Annotated in this window: 12 protein-coding genes; 5 read left to right on the plus strand and 7 right to left on the minus strand. The window is 58.9% G+C overall.

Annotation, left to right across the window (positions count from 1 at the left end; genetic code table 11):
* Window positions 1–557 precede the first annotated feature (557 nt).
* From aceE to AC5P7E_RS15440, 3 genes are all read left to right on the plus strand, one after another.
* Window positions 558–3,245, plus strand: coding sequence for a pyruvate dehydrogenase (acetyl-transferring), homodimeric type (gene aceE / locus AC5P7E_RS15430; protein WP_099524514.1), 2,688 nt, complete (start codon window positions 558–560; stop codon window positions 3,243–3,245).
* Window positions 3,246–3,426: 181 nt separating this feature from the next.
* Entirely contained in the window at window positions 3,427–4,146 is a 720-nt protein-coding gene (locus AC5P7E_RS15435; RefSeq protein WP_197590253.1) for an FRG domain-containing protein, read from the plus strand.
* Window positions 4,143–5,213, plus strand: a complete 1,071-nt coding sequence (locus AC5P7E_RS15440) for a GmrSD restriction endonuclease domain-containing protein (protein WP_114618929.1) — start codon at window positions 4,143–4,145, stop codon at window positions 5,211–5,213. Before AC5P7E_RS15435 ends, AC5P7E_RS15440 begins: the two co-directional genes overlap by 4 nt.
* Before the next feature lie 593 nt (window positions 5,214–5,806).
* Here AC5P7E_RS15440 and AC5P7E_RS15445 read toward each other — a convergent pair.
* Complete coding sequence (locus tag AC5P7E_RS15445; RefSeq protein ID WP_162792564.1) at window positions 5,807–6,646, minus strand: hypothetical protein; 840 nt, start codon at window positions 6,644–6,646, stop codon at window positions 5,807–5,809.
* A gap of 947 nt (window positions 6,647–7,593) precedes the next feature.
* Window positions 7,594–8,913, minus strand: coding sequence for a DNA cytosine methyltransferase (locus tag AC5P7E_RS15450; RefSeq protein WP_114618930.1), 1,320 nt, complete (start codon window positions 8,911–8,913; stop codon window positions 7,594–7,596).
* A gap of 244 nt (window positions 8,914–9,157) precedes the next feature.
* Between AC5P7E_RS15450 and AC5P7E_RS15455 the strand changes: the two genes are divergently transcribed.
* Complete coding sequence (locus AC5P7E_RS15455; RefSeq protein ID WP_114618931.1) at window positions 9,158–9,973, plus strand: endonuclease; 816 nt, start codon at window positions 9,158–9,160, stop codon at window positions 9,971–9,973.
* 310 nt (window positions 9,974–10,283) lie between these two features.
* Here the strand turns inward: AC5P7E_RS15455 and AC5P7E_RS15460 are convergent, their stop codons facing one another.
* From AC5P7E_RS15460 to AC5P7E_RS15480, 5 genes are all read right to left on the minus strand, one after another.
* A complete protein-coding gene (locus AC5P7E_RS15460) occupies window positions 10,284–10,595 on the minus strand; it encodes a hypothetical protein (RefSeq protein ID WP_231347541.1) in 312 nt (103 codons plus the stop codon).
* Window positions 10,596–10,722: 127 nt separating this feature from the next.
* Complete coding sequence (locus AC5P7E_RS15465) at window positions 10,723–11,091, minus strand: hypothetical protein (protein WP_049412215.1); 369 nt, start codon at window positions 11,089–11,091, stop codon at window positions 10,723–10,725.
* Window positions 11,092–11,578: 487 nt separating this feature from the next.
* Window positions 11,579–11,800, minus strand: coding sequence for a hypothetical protein (locus AC5P7E_RS15470; protein WP_012478976.1), 222 nt, complete (start codon window positions 11,798–11,800; stop codon window positions 11,579–11,581).
* 86 nt (window positions 11,801–11,886) lie between these two features.
* A complete protein-coding gene (locus AC5P7E_RS15475; protein ID WP_114618933.1) occupies window positions 11,887–13,212 on the minus strand; it encodes an XVIPCD domain-containing protein in 1,326 nt (441 codons plus the stop codon).
* 21 nt (window positions 13,213–13,233) lie between these two features.
* On the minus strand, window positions 13,234–14,103 hold the full coding sequence (locus AC5P7E_RS15480) for a hypothetical protein (RefSeq protein WP_114618934.1): 870 nt from the start codon (window positions 14,101–14,103) through the stop codon (window positions 13,234–13,236).
* Window positions 14,104–14,317: 214 nt separating this feature from the next.
* On the opposite strand from AC5P7E_RS15480, the gene AC5P7E_RS15485 reads away from it, so the two are divergent.
* Window positions 14,318–15,244 (plus strand): XVIPCD domain-containing protein, encoded by a 927-nt coding sequence (locus AC5P7E_RS15485; protein WP_114618935.1) that lies wholly within the window; start codon window positions 14,318–14,320, stop codon window positions 15,242–15,244.
* The last annotated feature ends 109 nt before the right edge of the window (window positions 15,245–15,353 follow it).

Below are 15,353 nucleotides of genomic sequence, written 5' to 3' on the forward strand. Positions count from 1 at the left end.
GGTAAACGAGTGTGCAAACGATATATCGATATATCGAAGCCGACAATCATCGATCCGGCCACAAGCGGGTCAGTTTTGGGCCACGGCCGGCCCCGCGCACGGCAAAAGGGGCGCCCCTTGCGAGGCGCCCCGGGCAACACTGTGGAAGGGAGCGAGGCAGGGCCAGACGGCGGACCGAAGCGGGCGAGGCCAACACTCGAGGCCTACCCTGAGGGCAGGGTGGGGGCCAATCCAGAGGCAGGTGCGACACGTTGTCGCCGGTTCAGCGCCGGCACGCGCAGCCGATACAGGTGGGCATGGCGCTGCCCTACAACCGTCATCGGCAGCGGTAACACTGCGTCCTGCACATGGGCGCAGCGGCCCGCAAGCGACAGCCCGCGCAGCCACCAAGGCCCGCCGCAGGGCCTTCAGCGGGCCCGGCAAGCCCCTTGCGGACACTGGCCGGTTGCATCCATACGCCTGCGTAGCCAAGTGACGAAAGCCCTTGGTGCGCTACACTTTGCGGTCTAGAAATCTATACAACAGTCGCGCGCGTGCGTGCGGTTATGGGAGCGCTAATGAACTGGTTGAACGAGGTGCTGAACAACGACCCGAATCCTGTGGAAACCCAGGAGTGGATCGAGTCGTTGAAGGCCGTTATTGATGTCGAGGGCTCCGAGCGCGCGCATCAGCTGCTGGAAGGCATGGTGGAACTGACCCGTCGTTCGGGCGCCTACCTGCCGTTCTCTCCCACCACCGAATACGTCAACACCATCGAACCGCAGTTCGAGGCCAAGAGCCCGGGCAACGCCGAGCTGGAATGGCGCATCCGTTCGATCATCCGCTGGAACGCGATGGCCACCGTGGTCCGCGCCAACCGCAAGCCGGGTGACCTGGGCGGCCACATCGCCTCGTTCGCCTCCGGCGCCACTCTGTACGACGTGGGCTTCAACCACTTCTGGCGCGCCCCGAGCGAAAGCCACCCGGGCGACCTGCTGTTCATCCAGGGCCACAGCGCCCCGGGCATCTACGCGCGTTCCTTCCTGGAAGGCCGCATCAGCGAAGAGCAGCTGGACAAGTTCCGCATGGAAGTGGACGGCGGTGGCCTGTCCTCGTACCCGCACCCGTGGCTGATGCCGGACTACTGGCAGACCCCGACCGTGTCGATGGGCCTGGGCCCGCTGGCCGCCATCTACCAGGCGCAATTCATGCGCTACCTGGAAAACCGTGGCCTGATCGAGAAGTCCGACCGCAAGGTGTGGTGCTTCATCGGCGACGGCGAGAGCGACGAGCCGGAAACCCTGGGTGCCATCGCCCTGGCCGGCCGTGAAGGCCTGGACAACCTGATCTTCGTGGTGAACTGCAACCTGCAGCGCCTGGACGGTCCGGTGCGCGGCAACGGCAAGATCATCCAGGAACTGGAAGGCGTGTTCCGTGGCGGCGGCTGGAACGTGATCAAGCTGCTGTGGGGCGGTTACTGGGATGCCCTGCTGGCCAAGGACACCAACGGCGTCCTGAAGAAGCTGATGATGGAAACCGTCGACGGCGAATACCAGAACTGCAAGGCCTTCGGCGGCGCGTATACCCGCGAGCATTTCTTCGGCAAGTACCCGGAAACCGCTGCGATGGTGGCCGGCCTTTCCGACGACGACATCTGGCGCCTGAACCGTGGTGGCCACGACCCGCACAAGGTGTACGCCGCCTACCACCAGGCCGTGAACACCAAGGGCATGCCGACCGTCATCCTGGCCAAGACCGTGAAGGGTTACGGCATGGGCAGCGCCGGTGAAGCACTGAACCCGACCCACCAGACCAAGAAGCTGGACGACGAAGCGGTGCGCCACTTCCGCGACCGCTTCAACATTCCGGTGACCGACGCGCAGCTGGCCGACGGTCAGGTGCCGTTCTACCACCCGGGCCCGGATTCGCCGGAAGTGCAGTACCTGCAGGAGCGCCGTGCCGCGCTGGGCGGTTACCTGCCGCAGCGCCGCCGCAAGGCCGACAAGACCTTCGTGGCGCCGAAGCTGGACGCCTACGAGCGCCTGCTGAAGAGCAGCGGCGAGCGCAGCTACTCCACCACCATGGCCTTCGTGCAGAGCCTGAACATCACCCTGCGCGACAAGGAACTGGGCCCGCACATCGTGCCGATCGTGGCCGACGAAGCCCGTACCTTCGGTATGGAAGGCCTGTTCCGCCAGATCGGCATCTACGCGCCGTTCGGCCAGAAGTACAAGCCGGTCGACGCCGACCAGCTGATGTTCTACCGCGAAGACCAGAGCGGCCAGGTGCTGCAGCAGGGCATCAGCGAGCCGGGTGCGATCAGCTCGTGGATGGCCGCTGGTACCAGCTACTCGGTCAGCAACGTGCCGATGCTGCCGTTCTACATCTACTACAGCATGTTCGGCTTCCAGCGCGTGGGCGACATCGCCTGGCAGGCCGCCGACATGCGTACCCGCGGCTTCCTGCTGGGTGGCACCGCCGGCCGCACCACGCTGAACGGTGAAGGCCTGCAGCACGAAGATGGCTTCAGCCATCTGGTGGCCGGTGGCATCCCGAACGTGCGCAGTTACGACCCGACTTTCGGCTTCGAAGTGACGGTGATCCTGCAGCACGGCACCAAGCGCATGATGGAAGACCAGGTGGACGAGTATTACTACGTCACCCTGATGAACGAGAACTACACCCACCCGGAAATGCCGGAAGGCGCGGCCGAAGGCATCGTCAAGGGCATGTACCTGCTGACCGACGCCGGCAAGCCGAAGAAGGGCGAGCTGCGCGTGCAGCTGCTTGGCTCGGGCACCATCCTGCGCGAAGCCATTGCCGCGGCCGAGCTGCTGGACAAGGACTTCGGCGTGACCGCCGATATCTGGAGTTGCCCGAGCTTCAACGAACTGCGTCGCGATGGTTTCGACGTGGAACGTGCCAACCGCCTGCATCCGGAAGGTGAGCAGCGCAAGGCCTACGTGACCGAGCTGCTGGAAGGCCGCCAGGGCCCGGCGATTGCCGCCACCGACTACGTGCGTGCGTATGCGGACCAGATCCGTGCGTTCGTGCCGATGTCGTACACGGTGCTGGGTACGGATGGCTTCGGTCGTTCGGATACGCGTGCGAACCTGCGTCGGTTCTTTGAGGTTGACCGCTACTACATCGCGCATGCTGCGATTGCGGCGCTGGCGAAGGAAGGGAAGATGACCGCGAAGGATGTGGCCCGGGCGATCAAGCAGTACAAGATTGATCCGGAGAAGGCTAATCCTGTTGGGGTTTGATTTCGTCAATTAATTGACGAAAGAGGGGCGGCCATTGGCCGCCCTTTTTTCTAGAAACCAGCCCCCGTGTTCGAAGGCGGCAATCAATTCCTCGAAATTCTAGACGACGCGCCGTGACGCATTTAACCTGTCTAGCTAACGTATAGATCAGGGGGGCGTGGTGGTTCGAGAAATATCTAGCGTGTCAGATCTTCTGAAGGCACTGGCTGCTGATGTGGATGGATACGGAGGGAGTGTTTGGTTTCGGGGGCAAGCCGCATTTGATTGGACCCTTACACCGGGCTACTACAGGCTGAACGCTCCACCGCCGGAAACAACGCTTCTGAAGAGGTTTCGGCAGTCAGCCGCGATGCTTCTTTCGAAGGATCCAGCTGCAAGCTTCGACTGGCAATTTCTAATGCAGCACTATGGAATTCCCACTCGATTGCTTGACTGGACGGAGAGTCCGCTAATCGCTTTGTACTTTGTGGTTTCTGAAATGCAAGAAGGTCTTGACGGCGCATTGTGGGTTCTCAAGCCGTCGGAGCTAAATAAGATCGCGAAGATTAACGACGCTGAAGAAGAGTTCTTCATCCCATCATTTGAGGATGGGGAGCTCATCAACTATACCGTTGACTCATTAAGTAGCGGTCCAAGGCGAACTCAACTATCACCCATCGCGGCAATAGCCACCAGAAACAATGCAAGAATTCAGGCGCAGCTTGGCGTATTCACTATCCACCATTTAGATCAGACTCCGCTTGAGAAGTTGGGCGATGGCAATCATTTCTTTAAGTATCGGGTAATGGGAAATTCCGTTGCCGCACTGAAGAAAGAAATTTCATTGCTTGGATTCAATAAGTTCTCCATATTTCCAGAGCTTGCGAGTATTGGCGATAATATTAGGGGGTCTATTAAGTGAGCTATATCGAAACGTATCCGATGCAGCACGCAACAATAATGCGCATTTATTCGGAGAGGGCGGATATAAATAATAGTCCTGACTACCAGCGTGGTGGAGGAGTTTGGACGCCTGAGAAGAAGAGGCTTCTAATTGATTCAATACTGAACGGGTACGACATACCAAAGATATATTTGCACAAGCTTACCCGCGAGCAACGAGAGATTGCTGGGTACACGTACGCGATTATTGATGGCAAGCAGCGCCTTGAGACCATCTGGCAGTTTATGGATGGGCAATGGACGCTGTCAGATGAGTTTGATTATCAGGATGACCCGTCTGTAAACCTATCTGGGTTGAGCTACAGTGACCTTGCTCACAGCAATCCGAAAATACGAATTCGTTTCGATAGCTTTGTCTTGCCGATAACCTGCGTAGAAACGGACGATCTGGAGCTAATCGAGGACATGTTCTCCAGGCTAAATGAAGCTGTTCCTCTGAATGCGGCGGAGAAGCGCAATGCGATTGGCGGTGATATGGTCGCTGCGATTCGCTCTGTTGGAAGCCATGAATTCTTCAAGCGATTCGTTTCCTTTGGAGATAAACGCTTCCAGCATCGTGAGTCGGCAGCTAGGCTGCTACTTATTGAGCAGGGGTTGCTAACTCAGGGGAAAATTGCCGATACCAAGAAAGAATACATCGATGCGATGGCCAGGAATTACAAGCAAGGCCACCAGCTCGCAGTTGCAGATATGAAGGTGTCTGTTGAGAGCGGACTATTAGAAATGTGTCGCGTATTCTCGGACAAGGATGAACTCCTTAGATCGCAAGGCAACGTTGTGCTGTATTATTTGGTATTTAAAAGTGCGATGGCTGCTAATAGGAACATCTCGAGGAGAGAGTTTCTTGATTTCAGGCAAAAAGTGCGAGGTAATCGAGATTTGGCGGAGCACAATTTTGAACAGGCGGATTATGAGTTGCTTGAATATGATCGCTTGTCTCAACAAGGCACCAATGACGCTTCGAACATCCGCGCTCGGCTGGCGACTTTTTGCTCTTATTTGAATATACAGCCTGTTAAAATTTAATTTCGACTGGTAGAGGTATTGCCGCTTTCTGAATAGTCGTCACTGTTAACTGGCGACGACTGTTCAATTGCTAGTTAAGTAGTATTAGATAAAATCAGTTTGTTTGCCTTCGTCGGTCGCTCTGCTCGTTAGGCTTTAGCGTGGTTCGTGCAGCCAGTTGGCAGATGATGTGAAGGAATTTTATTATTTCACTGCATCAATAGGATCTGTCTTGATTGAATAATCCTGTAGCTCTATAGGCCGGCTCAACGAGGTGCGTGTAAATTGAGGGCGATGTTTCCAGAATCTAATGTGCTTGCATCAATTAGGAGGGTTTGTTTCCAGGGTATGAGCGTCACCCTTTTCCGAGAAAGCAGTACACTCTATTTTGGGGGGGGGCTTAACTTGATCACTTTCCACAATCAGCGGCATAGTCATCAGACGCGGACGCTGATGACCTCACGGGCGGGCTGCGCCCTTGCATTAACCTCTTACCCCGAGCATAAGTAGTGGTGCATTGCTGCGGGGCTTAGCACGAAGAATGGTAAGTCAAGATGCATGCTACTGAGCGTGAGAAGGAGCGTGCAGTTGAGTAAGGCCTCTAACAGGCGCGGCTAGACAAACTTGAATCGGCGTGTCATCACAGCCTCGATCTTGTCTATGTCATCATCTTGCTCTGAGAACTCAACGATCCAAATTTCAGAACTCTTCTTGTCCATCCAAAGACAAAGGCTGCGTACCTTTGTGCCTGTCAATGGCGGCGATATGACGCCGTAACGCTTGAGGCAAGCTGTGCCATAGGTATTCAAGTTTAGAGCTTGCGACCATGACAACTTGTCCTGCCCCCCCTTTCCTGAAATTGGAACAATCACTCCTACCTGTCCATCGAGGCCAGCCTGAACCTCATCCACCTCTACTTGGCCGTAGTGCACGCTTGTTCGGTGATGTCCCTGGACAGGGTTGGCTTGGAAGCCAAGAAGCTGATTGAATATGCCGGCGTATCTTACTCTGGCGAATACCGCTTGTTCGTCATTTCCCATTAGTTTTGAGTTAAAAACGGGGGTCTGATCAACGACGTACTCAAGGCGAGGAATTTTTTTACATATTGAGCTAAGGTCAATAATGTTCTTCCGCTTTGTTCTTCTGAAGTAGTACTGGCCCTTTTTGTGCGAAAGCCAAGTAATTGGGAACGCCTGTGTCATCTCCGCTGGGAAATCACGTCGAGCGTCGTAGGTATACTTGATATCTGCGACGTTCTTTATTATTTTTGGTATTCTCCCCGCCGCAACGGATTCACGGACAGCCGTTCTGACATCATCCAATGAAAAGTCTATCTGTGAGGGGATGGTGCTCTTAGAGTAATTTTTGGTCAGTTTCCGATAGAGTGTAACAATCACCCAGTCGTAGTCCGAGTATGCTTCCTCTTCACTCTTGCTGCCTTTGGGGAGTGCCATCTGCGACGTTTCAAGTGGTGATTTCGTCAGTTTCCCACAAACGCTCACTAGGCTCCAAGGGAAACGGAGGTATGGATGTCTCCCCGGGGCTGATCGTACTAAGATGCGGCTTGCTGCTATGGATCCGAAAGGATGTAAATACTTCAGCTTCAAAGGAGAGTGAATGCTACGGATGATCTAGTCCGAGGCGTTCAATCAGATGATCGGGTGCTATCTCATGGTATTGGATTGACTTGCGCAAATTGGTGTCCCCAGGTCCGCACTTAGCTCTCGCATGTATGCGGCGGGATCCAATGGCTGGGTGATTTGTCTAAACCCGAGCGGCAGGGTGCAAAGGGTGGCGATGGAAGCAAGTTCTTACGCCCGCCGCGGCTCAGTGGGCGCCACATGGAAAGACCTGGATCGTAATTGCGCTAGTGTGTATCTAGCAAAGTCCTGAACACCAATGCCACCACCACGCGGCCCGAAGGGGGCTGGGCTGTTCTTAGCGAACGTTGCTTAACTGTATCCACGTCAGGCTATTCGCTGGGCAACTGCTGAGGTTCTGGCGAGGAGCTAGTGCCACCAGCGTCTCCGATAGCAGCCTGGAGGTTAAAGCCAGCAGTTGGCCTACCGGAGAACTTCACCGACGTAAGCCAGTTCATAAATAATACCGACACTCGTTCCTGGTGAGGCGCCGCGCTATCTGGAGCATGATCTTAGGAGCTTATGCGACACCGCTGATTCAGTGTGATCTATCAGGGCACTAAAGATGCAGCGAGTGAAGTGGCGAATCAATGCACGCTTGGAGGTGGAGCGGCCGAATTTACTCGGCTGCAGCGATTATTCTCTACAGCTCCGTCCGTTGGGATGGTCATGATAATGATTCGCTGCCAGTTGCATATCAACGGCGCTGCTCGCTGCGCGGTTTCTGAGCATCCATAACTTCTGGTGGGTCAGCACTACTTCTACACCACAATAGGCAGCTGATTGGGATTGGCAGAGATCTGCTTCGTCTTCTTCGCCCCGCTCTTCCTGTCCCGCTGACCAATCGGACTAACAATTCCCCAATAGGCTGCCGCTTGAGCAAGGTTCATGCTCAGCAGCTCTCTGGCGCCAAGGTTCAGCACCTTCCTCGGCCTACTGGGGCGCAGCCCGGCAGCCTTCATGATCTCGCCTGCCACGGCTCGCGCCAATGGCGGCGGAACCGAGTTGCCAATCTGGCGAGCGCCATGCCACTTGGTTTCATGGAAGCGGAACCAGTCCGGGAACCCGTGGAGGCGCGCCATTTCGCGCACGGTCACGCACCGGTTCCATTTGTAGTGGATCGGTCGGGGGCTGGTGAACGCGCCACGTGCAGAATCCGTTCCCGCCCGCAGCGTGTTGCTGACGCCCTTCGGAGGGAGCTTGAGGAAGCGGGAGATGGGCTCAACCTGGCCTGCAACCGTCTCCGCAAAGCGCTCGCGCGACACATCGCTGTGGTTTGAGCGCATGCTGGACGTCATGACGGCCGAATCCCAGTCGCGTCGGTATCCGAATGCCCAGCCATCCGACTCATCGCATCGCATCCGCGAAGCGTACGCACTGGGCTTGCCCGTCTTCCTGATCCGGACTTCATCAGTGACATTCAGCTCCTGGAAGCGCTCGGCGTCTGGAAGATCGTCCAGCGCATCCTTACAGGTGGGGCCGAAGGGAAGGGAGGAACCCTTGGTGCCCGGCTTCGCCGTAAGAGCAGCGGGATAGCTCGGCACCTTCAGGCCGCGCTTGGCTCCCATTAGGAACAGGCGCTGCCGGTCCTGCGGAACGCCATAGGAATAGGCGTTCAGTACCTTCCACTCAGTGACCACCTGGTAGCCGGCAGCATCGAACTCCTCGATCAGTTCTTCCAGGAAGCGCCGATGCTTGCCGAGCGTCAGTCCCTTCACGTTTTCGAAGACGAAGTAGTCCGAATCCAGCTCACGAACGATGCGGACGAAGTCCTTCACCAGTGAGTTGCGCGGATCGTCCAGCGCACGCTGGCCCATCAGGGAGAATCCTTGGCAGGGGGCGCCGCCAAAGACGACGTCAATCTTGCTGTCTCCCACCTTCGCGGCCGCGCGAATCTGCTCACCCGTCAGGTCCGTCACTGACCGCGGGATCACCGCGCAGTTCGGGAAGTTGAACGCGTGAACGGCGGCATGCACAGGGTCGATCTCCACTGCGGCCACTACATCGAAGCCGGCCTGCTCGAAGCCGAGGCTGAGGCCGCCGGCGCCGGCGAAAAGATCTATTCCGATGGGTCTGGTCATGGTGCCAATTATAGGGCTGGCACGGCCCGATGTCGATCGGAGAAGTACCAGCCTCTGGGTAGGTATGGTGGGGTCGGGGATGCTAGACGCGCACGGTCTCATAGCGTGAGAGCGGCAAGATGAACAGTTGACCGCCGGGTCAAAGCTTGGGCTAGAGTAGCCTGGATGGTCAGAGCGGCGGCACCTGCCGGCCTGGCGCCGCCACATCAGCTTCAGGCTGATCGGATCTACAAAGGAAGAGACTGTGACCCCACCCAGGAAAGCCGAAAAGCCAAATCTCTACGCTGAGCTCATCGAGGTAACCTTCTTCAAGGGGTACCAGGCGGGTGCCACACGGGTGCCTTTCGAGCGGGAAGACCTTGACAAGGCGGCTACCGAGCGAGGGGTGCGCCTCCCGAAGAACCTTGGCGACACCATCTACTCGTTCAAGTACAGAAACAGCCTGCCCGATTCCATCCTGCAGACGGCGCCCGTTGGGCTGCAGTGGGCAATCTACAGCGTCGGTCGCGCCAAGTACGAGTTCCGCCTGGAGCGCCCGCTCTCTATTGAGCCAAGGGCGAATCAGCTTGTCGTAAAGATCCCTGACGCGACACCGGAGATTATTCAGGCGCATGCGCTTGGCGACGAACAGGCCCTGCTTGCGAAAGTTCGCTACAACCGGTTGGTGGATGTTTTCCTTGGAATCACAGCGTCATCGCTTCAGAATCACCTGCGTACGACGGTAAAGAATATCGGCCAGATTGAAATTGATGAGCTTTATGTGGGACTGGATCGTCATGGTTGCCAGTATGTAATCCCGGTTCAAGCAAAGGGTGGCAAAGATAAGCATGGGAGGCAGCAGACAGAGCAGGATATCGCGTGCTGCCGTGAGAAGTTCCCTGGTCTTGTCTGTAGGCCTGTCTCTGCACAGTTCATCAATGCAAACAAGATTGCGATGTTTGAGCTTGCCATGCAGGATGAGGAAATCAAGGTGGTATCCGAGGAGCACTATGAGCTGGTTTCCTCGGCGAGTATCACGGCAGATGATTTGGCGCTCTACGCGGGCAGGCGAAAGATCTGAACAGTGGATGGTTTGGCCGGTGTTCTCCCTTTACTTTGTGCTGCCAGCTACCACATACAATACGGTCGGATCCCAATTCGATGGTGGCTGACCTCGACATCCGGCGTCCCTGGGGTTGAATATCGGTCGCCGCAGCAGAGTGCTGCCCTGGGCCTAGTCATTGTGTAGCGCCATCGCCACCTGGCGCGTTGACGAGCAATGTTGCCCCACAATCAAGCGGGCCGGATCGGTCCGCTTGCGAAGTCCCAGGCAAGTCGGTGGCCTTGTAGAGCCTTGGCACCAGTCTTTTGGCTTCGATCCCACTGATCGGCTACTTCGGCACAATCCGCCCACTCCGATGCGACGTCATCGGAACATCGCAGGGGGCATCAATCTCCCCACCCGCATACAGCACAATCACAAGCTGCTCCAACGAGTTATCCACCAGGAGGGTAGGCTCGCCACGACAGCTAAGTTCAAAGTAGCTATTCTCAAAGCGTCCGGCACCCGGCGCTGCATCTTCAGCGACTAGGCGCAATGCTTCCTCGCGCATTGCTGCGAACTCAGCGGCAGAGACCTTGGTGTAGGTCTTTAGCTCCAACTCCCCTTTGGGCAGATAGAGGTTGGCGAGCGCAGCACCCATAAGCGCTGCCACGTACACATTGGCGTACCTCAGAGACTTCATTGGAAGCCCTGTAGATCGGAGGCGAACGCAGAATGGACTGCCACGACAGCCGACAGGCTAGTGCCTAGGCTTCAAGCCTTCGGCTCTACTCCCGCACGTGCAGCCGCTCAGCCACCTGCGCCGTCAACGCCACACACGCCATCTTCAACCCTTCCATCACCCGATCCCCCAGGTACTCCTCGGGCGCGCCATTCTGCCGAGTCCGCTCCGCAGCCAGCATCAGCTCCGCCACCACGCGCAGCCCGGCCAGTGCGCAATCCGCATCCGCCAGCTGAAGACACCGCCCAGGCAGTTGATGCCGCTCGGGCCAAGGCTGGCCGTCCGCAGCCGCACCGGTTCCGATGCGATGCAGCGTGGCGACGAAGGCGTTGGGATCGACGGACGGTTCGCGCTCGGGTTCGGCGTTGTCCGGATCGTACTGCGCGTGCAGGGAACGGAAGTCCGATGTGTTCATGGCAATGCTCCGTACAGGACAGATAGCAACGCCACCGATAGAGGCGGCGGACGGTGCGTGGTTCGAAAGCCGGACAGTAACCAAGCCGGTGGGTCCGAAGACCCCCACGCACCGCCCGCCATGGAACGCGAACGGATTGCCAGCCGGCGCCACACAAAAGGTGACGCCGGCTGACAAGCGCAAAACACAAGGTTACTGAGCGGGCTTTCGAACCCCGCGCCACCCTTTTCCGGTGGCACGCCAAGGTGTACTCGCATGGTTGCGAGATGCCAAGAAACCGTAGGCCGCAGAGGCCGCAAATGCTGACGCTTACGGCATTGTTGCATGGCGCGCGCGTGACAGAACCCTTGCGGTGCAGTGGTTTCGGCCGGTGTTAAGTTACCGCCCGAATGCGCATCAAAATGTACGGTTTGCAGCCGCTCGGGATCCCAAAAGCGACACATAGTCCATCGGGCTGATACGCGCAGCGTGCCGATTGCGACACGGCTTAACTTTGCAGCGCCACGCCCGGCCGTGGCCACAGCGCGTCGTCGCGCTCCAGGTCGTAGTCGCTGCCGAACGCCAGCGCCGCATCACGCGGCGGTAGGTCTGCGTAGCAGCCCAGCAGGTACTCATCCATGCCGGCATCGCTATGGTCGATGGCGAACAGGTGGAGCAGCTCCTTGTCGAAGGCTTCCAGCCATGCGGGTTCGATCTTGGTCACGGTCATCCTCCCGAAGCAGGGGAGGATGACCTGGGAAGGTCTCAGGGACTGAGATCCCTGGCGCAGAGGGAGGCCGCCTCAACCTGGGGCGCTCAGCCCATGCGCATGGCGTGGCTCTGCTGTTCCTGCGTACGTGCATCCAGCGCCTGCTGCTCATTCTGGCGGGCGAGCTCGCGCTGATCGCCCACCACAGCCAGTTGCTGCAGCGACTCAGCCACCGGCGTTTGTGCAGCCACGGCAGTGGGCATCCCTGCACGCAGGTGGGCGGGGTCAGATAGGTCGCCTTGCACAACAAAGATGGTGTGACCCGCCGGCTGATTGGCCGTGGCGTTGCTCAGCACCACATGGTCCACCTGTTCCAGACCCTGCTCGCGTGCCCTCACTGTCAGGCTGGCGGCGAGGTTCTCACTGGTCGCGTCGAAGAGGCGGCCGTGCTTCTCGTCCAGTGCAGCGACGCCCTGGCGAATCTGCTGATGGAGGGCATATTCCGGGCTGCCTGGCTCTATCGCCGCGATTCGGCGTCCTTCCGTAAAGAGAGGCTCGGGCTCCTGCGTAGACACCACGCGCGGGCTCTTGGCGATCTCTCTGTAGGGATCTTCAGGATGAAACTGCTTCGCCTTGACCTCGCGCTCCAGGCGAACCTCGCGGGTCTCGTTCAACGCGGAAATCTCGGCGGGATCGGTCTCTTTGGTTGTTCTATCCAGCGGGGGAGCGCCCACTGTGCGGTTCCAGCTGCCGTCCTTGGGGTCGTAGCTGTGATAGTCGAACTTGGTACCAATCACGTTCGGATCGACGGCGTCGCGCTGCAGGAGCGCTGCGCCCTCGAACTTGCTCAGCTCAACGAAGTAGAAATGTCCAGCGGGTTGCGGCATGTCCAAGTGCACGCTGACTGCTGTCTTGCCGGCACGGAATGCGCCGGCAGCGCTGTTGTCTAGCATGTTCTGCCAGACCTTTTCGGCTGCCTGCTCGCCGCGTCTGTGCTCCGTGGACACCAGCAGCAAGCGTGGCGTCCAGCAGTTCACATTGAGGTCGTTCTTTTCGAACGAAACATCGTGGGATTTGAGCGTGCTCGTGTAGGGCAGGTTGAGTGCCAGATCGGGCCTGCCGGCCTCCATCCAACTTCTGCGCTCCGCCAGGTCGTTCCTGATCAGATCCTGGCCGAAGGTTTCTTGCCTGCGCTCGGTGAACGCGACGTTCTTCTCGTTGCCGAACAGCGTGGCCTGCTGCTCGGCAACGGCGGTTGCAAAGCTGTTGGCCACCCGGCCGGGGAGGCTGTCGTTGCGCACAACACCCAACGCCAGCAGCCCATAGCCATCATTATCGGGAAGCTGCGCGAGATAGTTCCAATACAGCTCGCGATTTCCCTCCTTCGCGTAGGAGGACAGGACACGAATGTCCTTATCGGTAAGTCCGCTCATGATTCATCCTTGAGATGCGGTTTACGGCTGAACGCGATAGCGGCTCAGAAGATCACGCACGCTGGTTTCCAGGCGCTGCCAGTCGCTCAGCATGACGCGTGCATAGTTCATCTCGATGGCGATGCTGTCGCCCACGTCCACGATGGAATGGCGGCACATTGCGATCTGGCCTTCGCCGGCGCGTTCAAGTGTCTTTCCCTGAACTACAAGTCCGTCAGGAATGCGGTCTGCCGGGTCGCAGCTGATGAACGTTGTCAGTTGCCCCTCCGCCGAGCGGGCCACATACCAGTCTGGCTCCATCCCCGGGTTGTGCACGTAAGGCCTGCCCAGTGCAGCCTCCGAGTCCTTTGCATAGGCTGCCATCAACGATGGGTCAATCGCATACGGCGTCAGACCCCAGCGCTCGGGTTGTGCAACGCGTAGCGCAAGATTCTCTACCGGGTCTCTTCGCTCCAGCGACCCCGGCGCGCTGGTGGCCTCACTGCTGGACCGACGTGCCAGATAGTTCTGGATGGGAACGCGATCGATGTACCTAAGCTCGACCAGTACCTGCCGCCGGCTGTCCTGCGTGCTGCGCACCGGGCGATCACCAGGAGGCGCTGCATCGAAATCAGGCCAGAACAAAGTGAGCATGACGCCCCCATCGGCCAAGGGGCCCGTCTGGTTGTAGTAGAGGTTGGCCGGGAACATGAAGCGGTGCGAGCCAAGCCGAGCTTCCACCGGCTGCATTGTGTAGGTCTGTCCGCCCACCGTACGTGGGCTGGTTGCGGTTTCGGACATGGGGGTTCCGTTCGGATCCTTTTCCGTGGATGGGGCCTTCGCGCAGGCGGTGGTGCTCAGCACGGCCACCAGGGCGAAGGAGGCAAGCCGGCAAGCCGGTGCTCTGCTCATGGGCGATTCCCTTGCATGATCGAAACGACTATAGAACGGTGGGATGGCAAGCTCCAGTCGCAGCCGGGACCGCGGCCACCGCGGGGTCATTACTGCATGCTGGCTCACATATTCAGCAAGTCGCGATCGGCGTCCTCTCTTCTTCCACCTGCCCCCCATCCCACCTATGCCATCATCCGCCTAGGACCGCAGTACCCATCAAGGCTGAACAGGCATGGAGCAGGCAACACGCTACACCGCAACGCTGTACCTGGCCGCGCCCGGCACTCCACTGAAGAGTGGAGGTATCTCGCCGCGCGGCCATATGTACCTGCAGGTAGCCGCGGGCGACGAGGCCCACAGCTACGGCTTCGCACCACCGCGCCACGCGCCGGGCGAAGCCGCCACCGGCGCGCAGTACGCGCAGGTGCGCCACGATGATGCCGACGAACATCTGGACCCGTACTACAGCCGCACCGTGGAAATCACCGAGGAGCACTACGGCTGCCTGCGTGATTTCGCCGAGGAGCCGGCCGAGTTCGAATTCGATGTGGATCGCCCGGCCACCATCAACCGCTGCAGCGATTTCGTCTGGGCAGCGCTGCACTACGCGGGCCTGCATCCGCTGCCGGCGCCGCTGGACGGCGGCAGCAACCTGGGCGAGTTCGCGGTGTTGTTCAACCTGCCGGAAATCCAGTGCATTGCCGCGCCGTTCCCGGGCAGCGATCTGAATGCCGAAACCCACCATGCGATGCCCGAGCGCGAGGCCGAGCATCATCGCCAGGGCGACCGCGCGATCGATGAACCGCCGCCGACGCCGATTGAAGTGGCCGGCACGCTGCTGGACCCCTCGCATCCGGACCATCGCCTGTTCTCGCAGCTGATCCAGAAAGTGGCCGAACTGGATGCCGCGCATGGCCGCCCGTTCGATGCGGCCAGCCAGCGCATCAGCGCCAGCCTGCTGGTGCTGGCCAAGCAGAACAATCTCTCGCGCGTGGACCACGTGCTGCTCAGCCAGCCGACCAAGAGCAGCCATGCGGCGGAGAGCATCTTCATCGTGCAGGGCGACCGCAATGACCCAGGGCACCGCCGCGCCAGCATCGCCACCGAGGTGGCGGCCAAGACCGATGTGGCCGATTCGCTGCGGTTGAAGGAGCAGTAACCCGCGCGTCTGCCATACGCGCGCCGGCGCACGCCACGCCCCCCACCTGCTACCATTCCCCCGCAACCCCAGCCAGCCCACCCCGCGCAGACAGATGCGGGGCGGGCCG

The organism is Stenotrophomonas sp. YJH_SMC_25 (genome assembly GCF_059369595.1).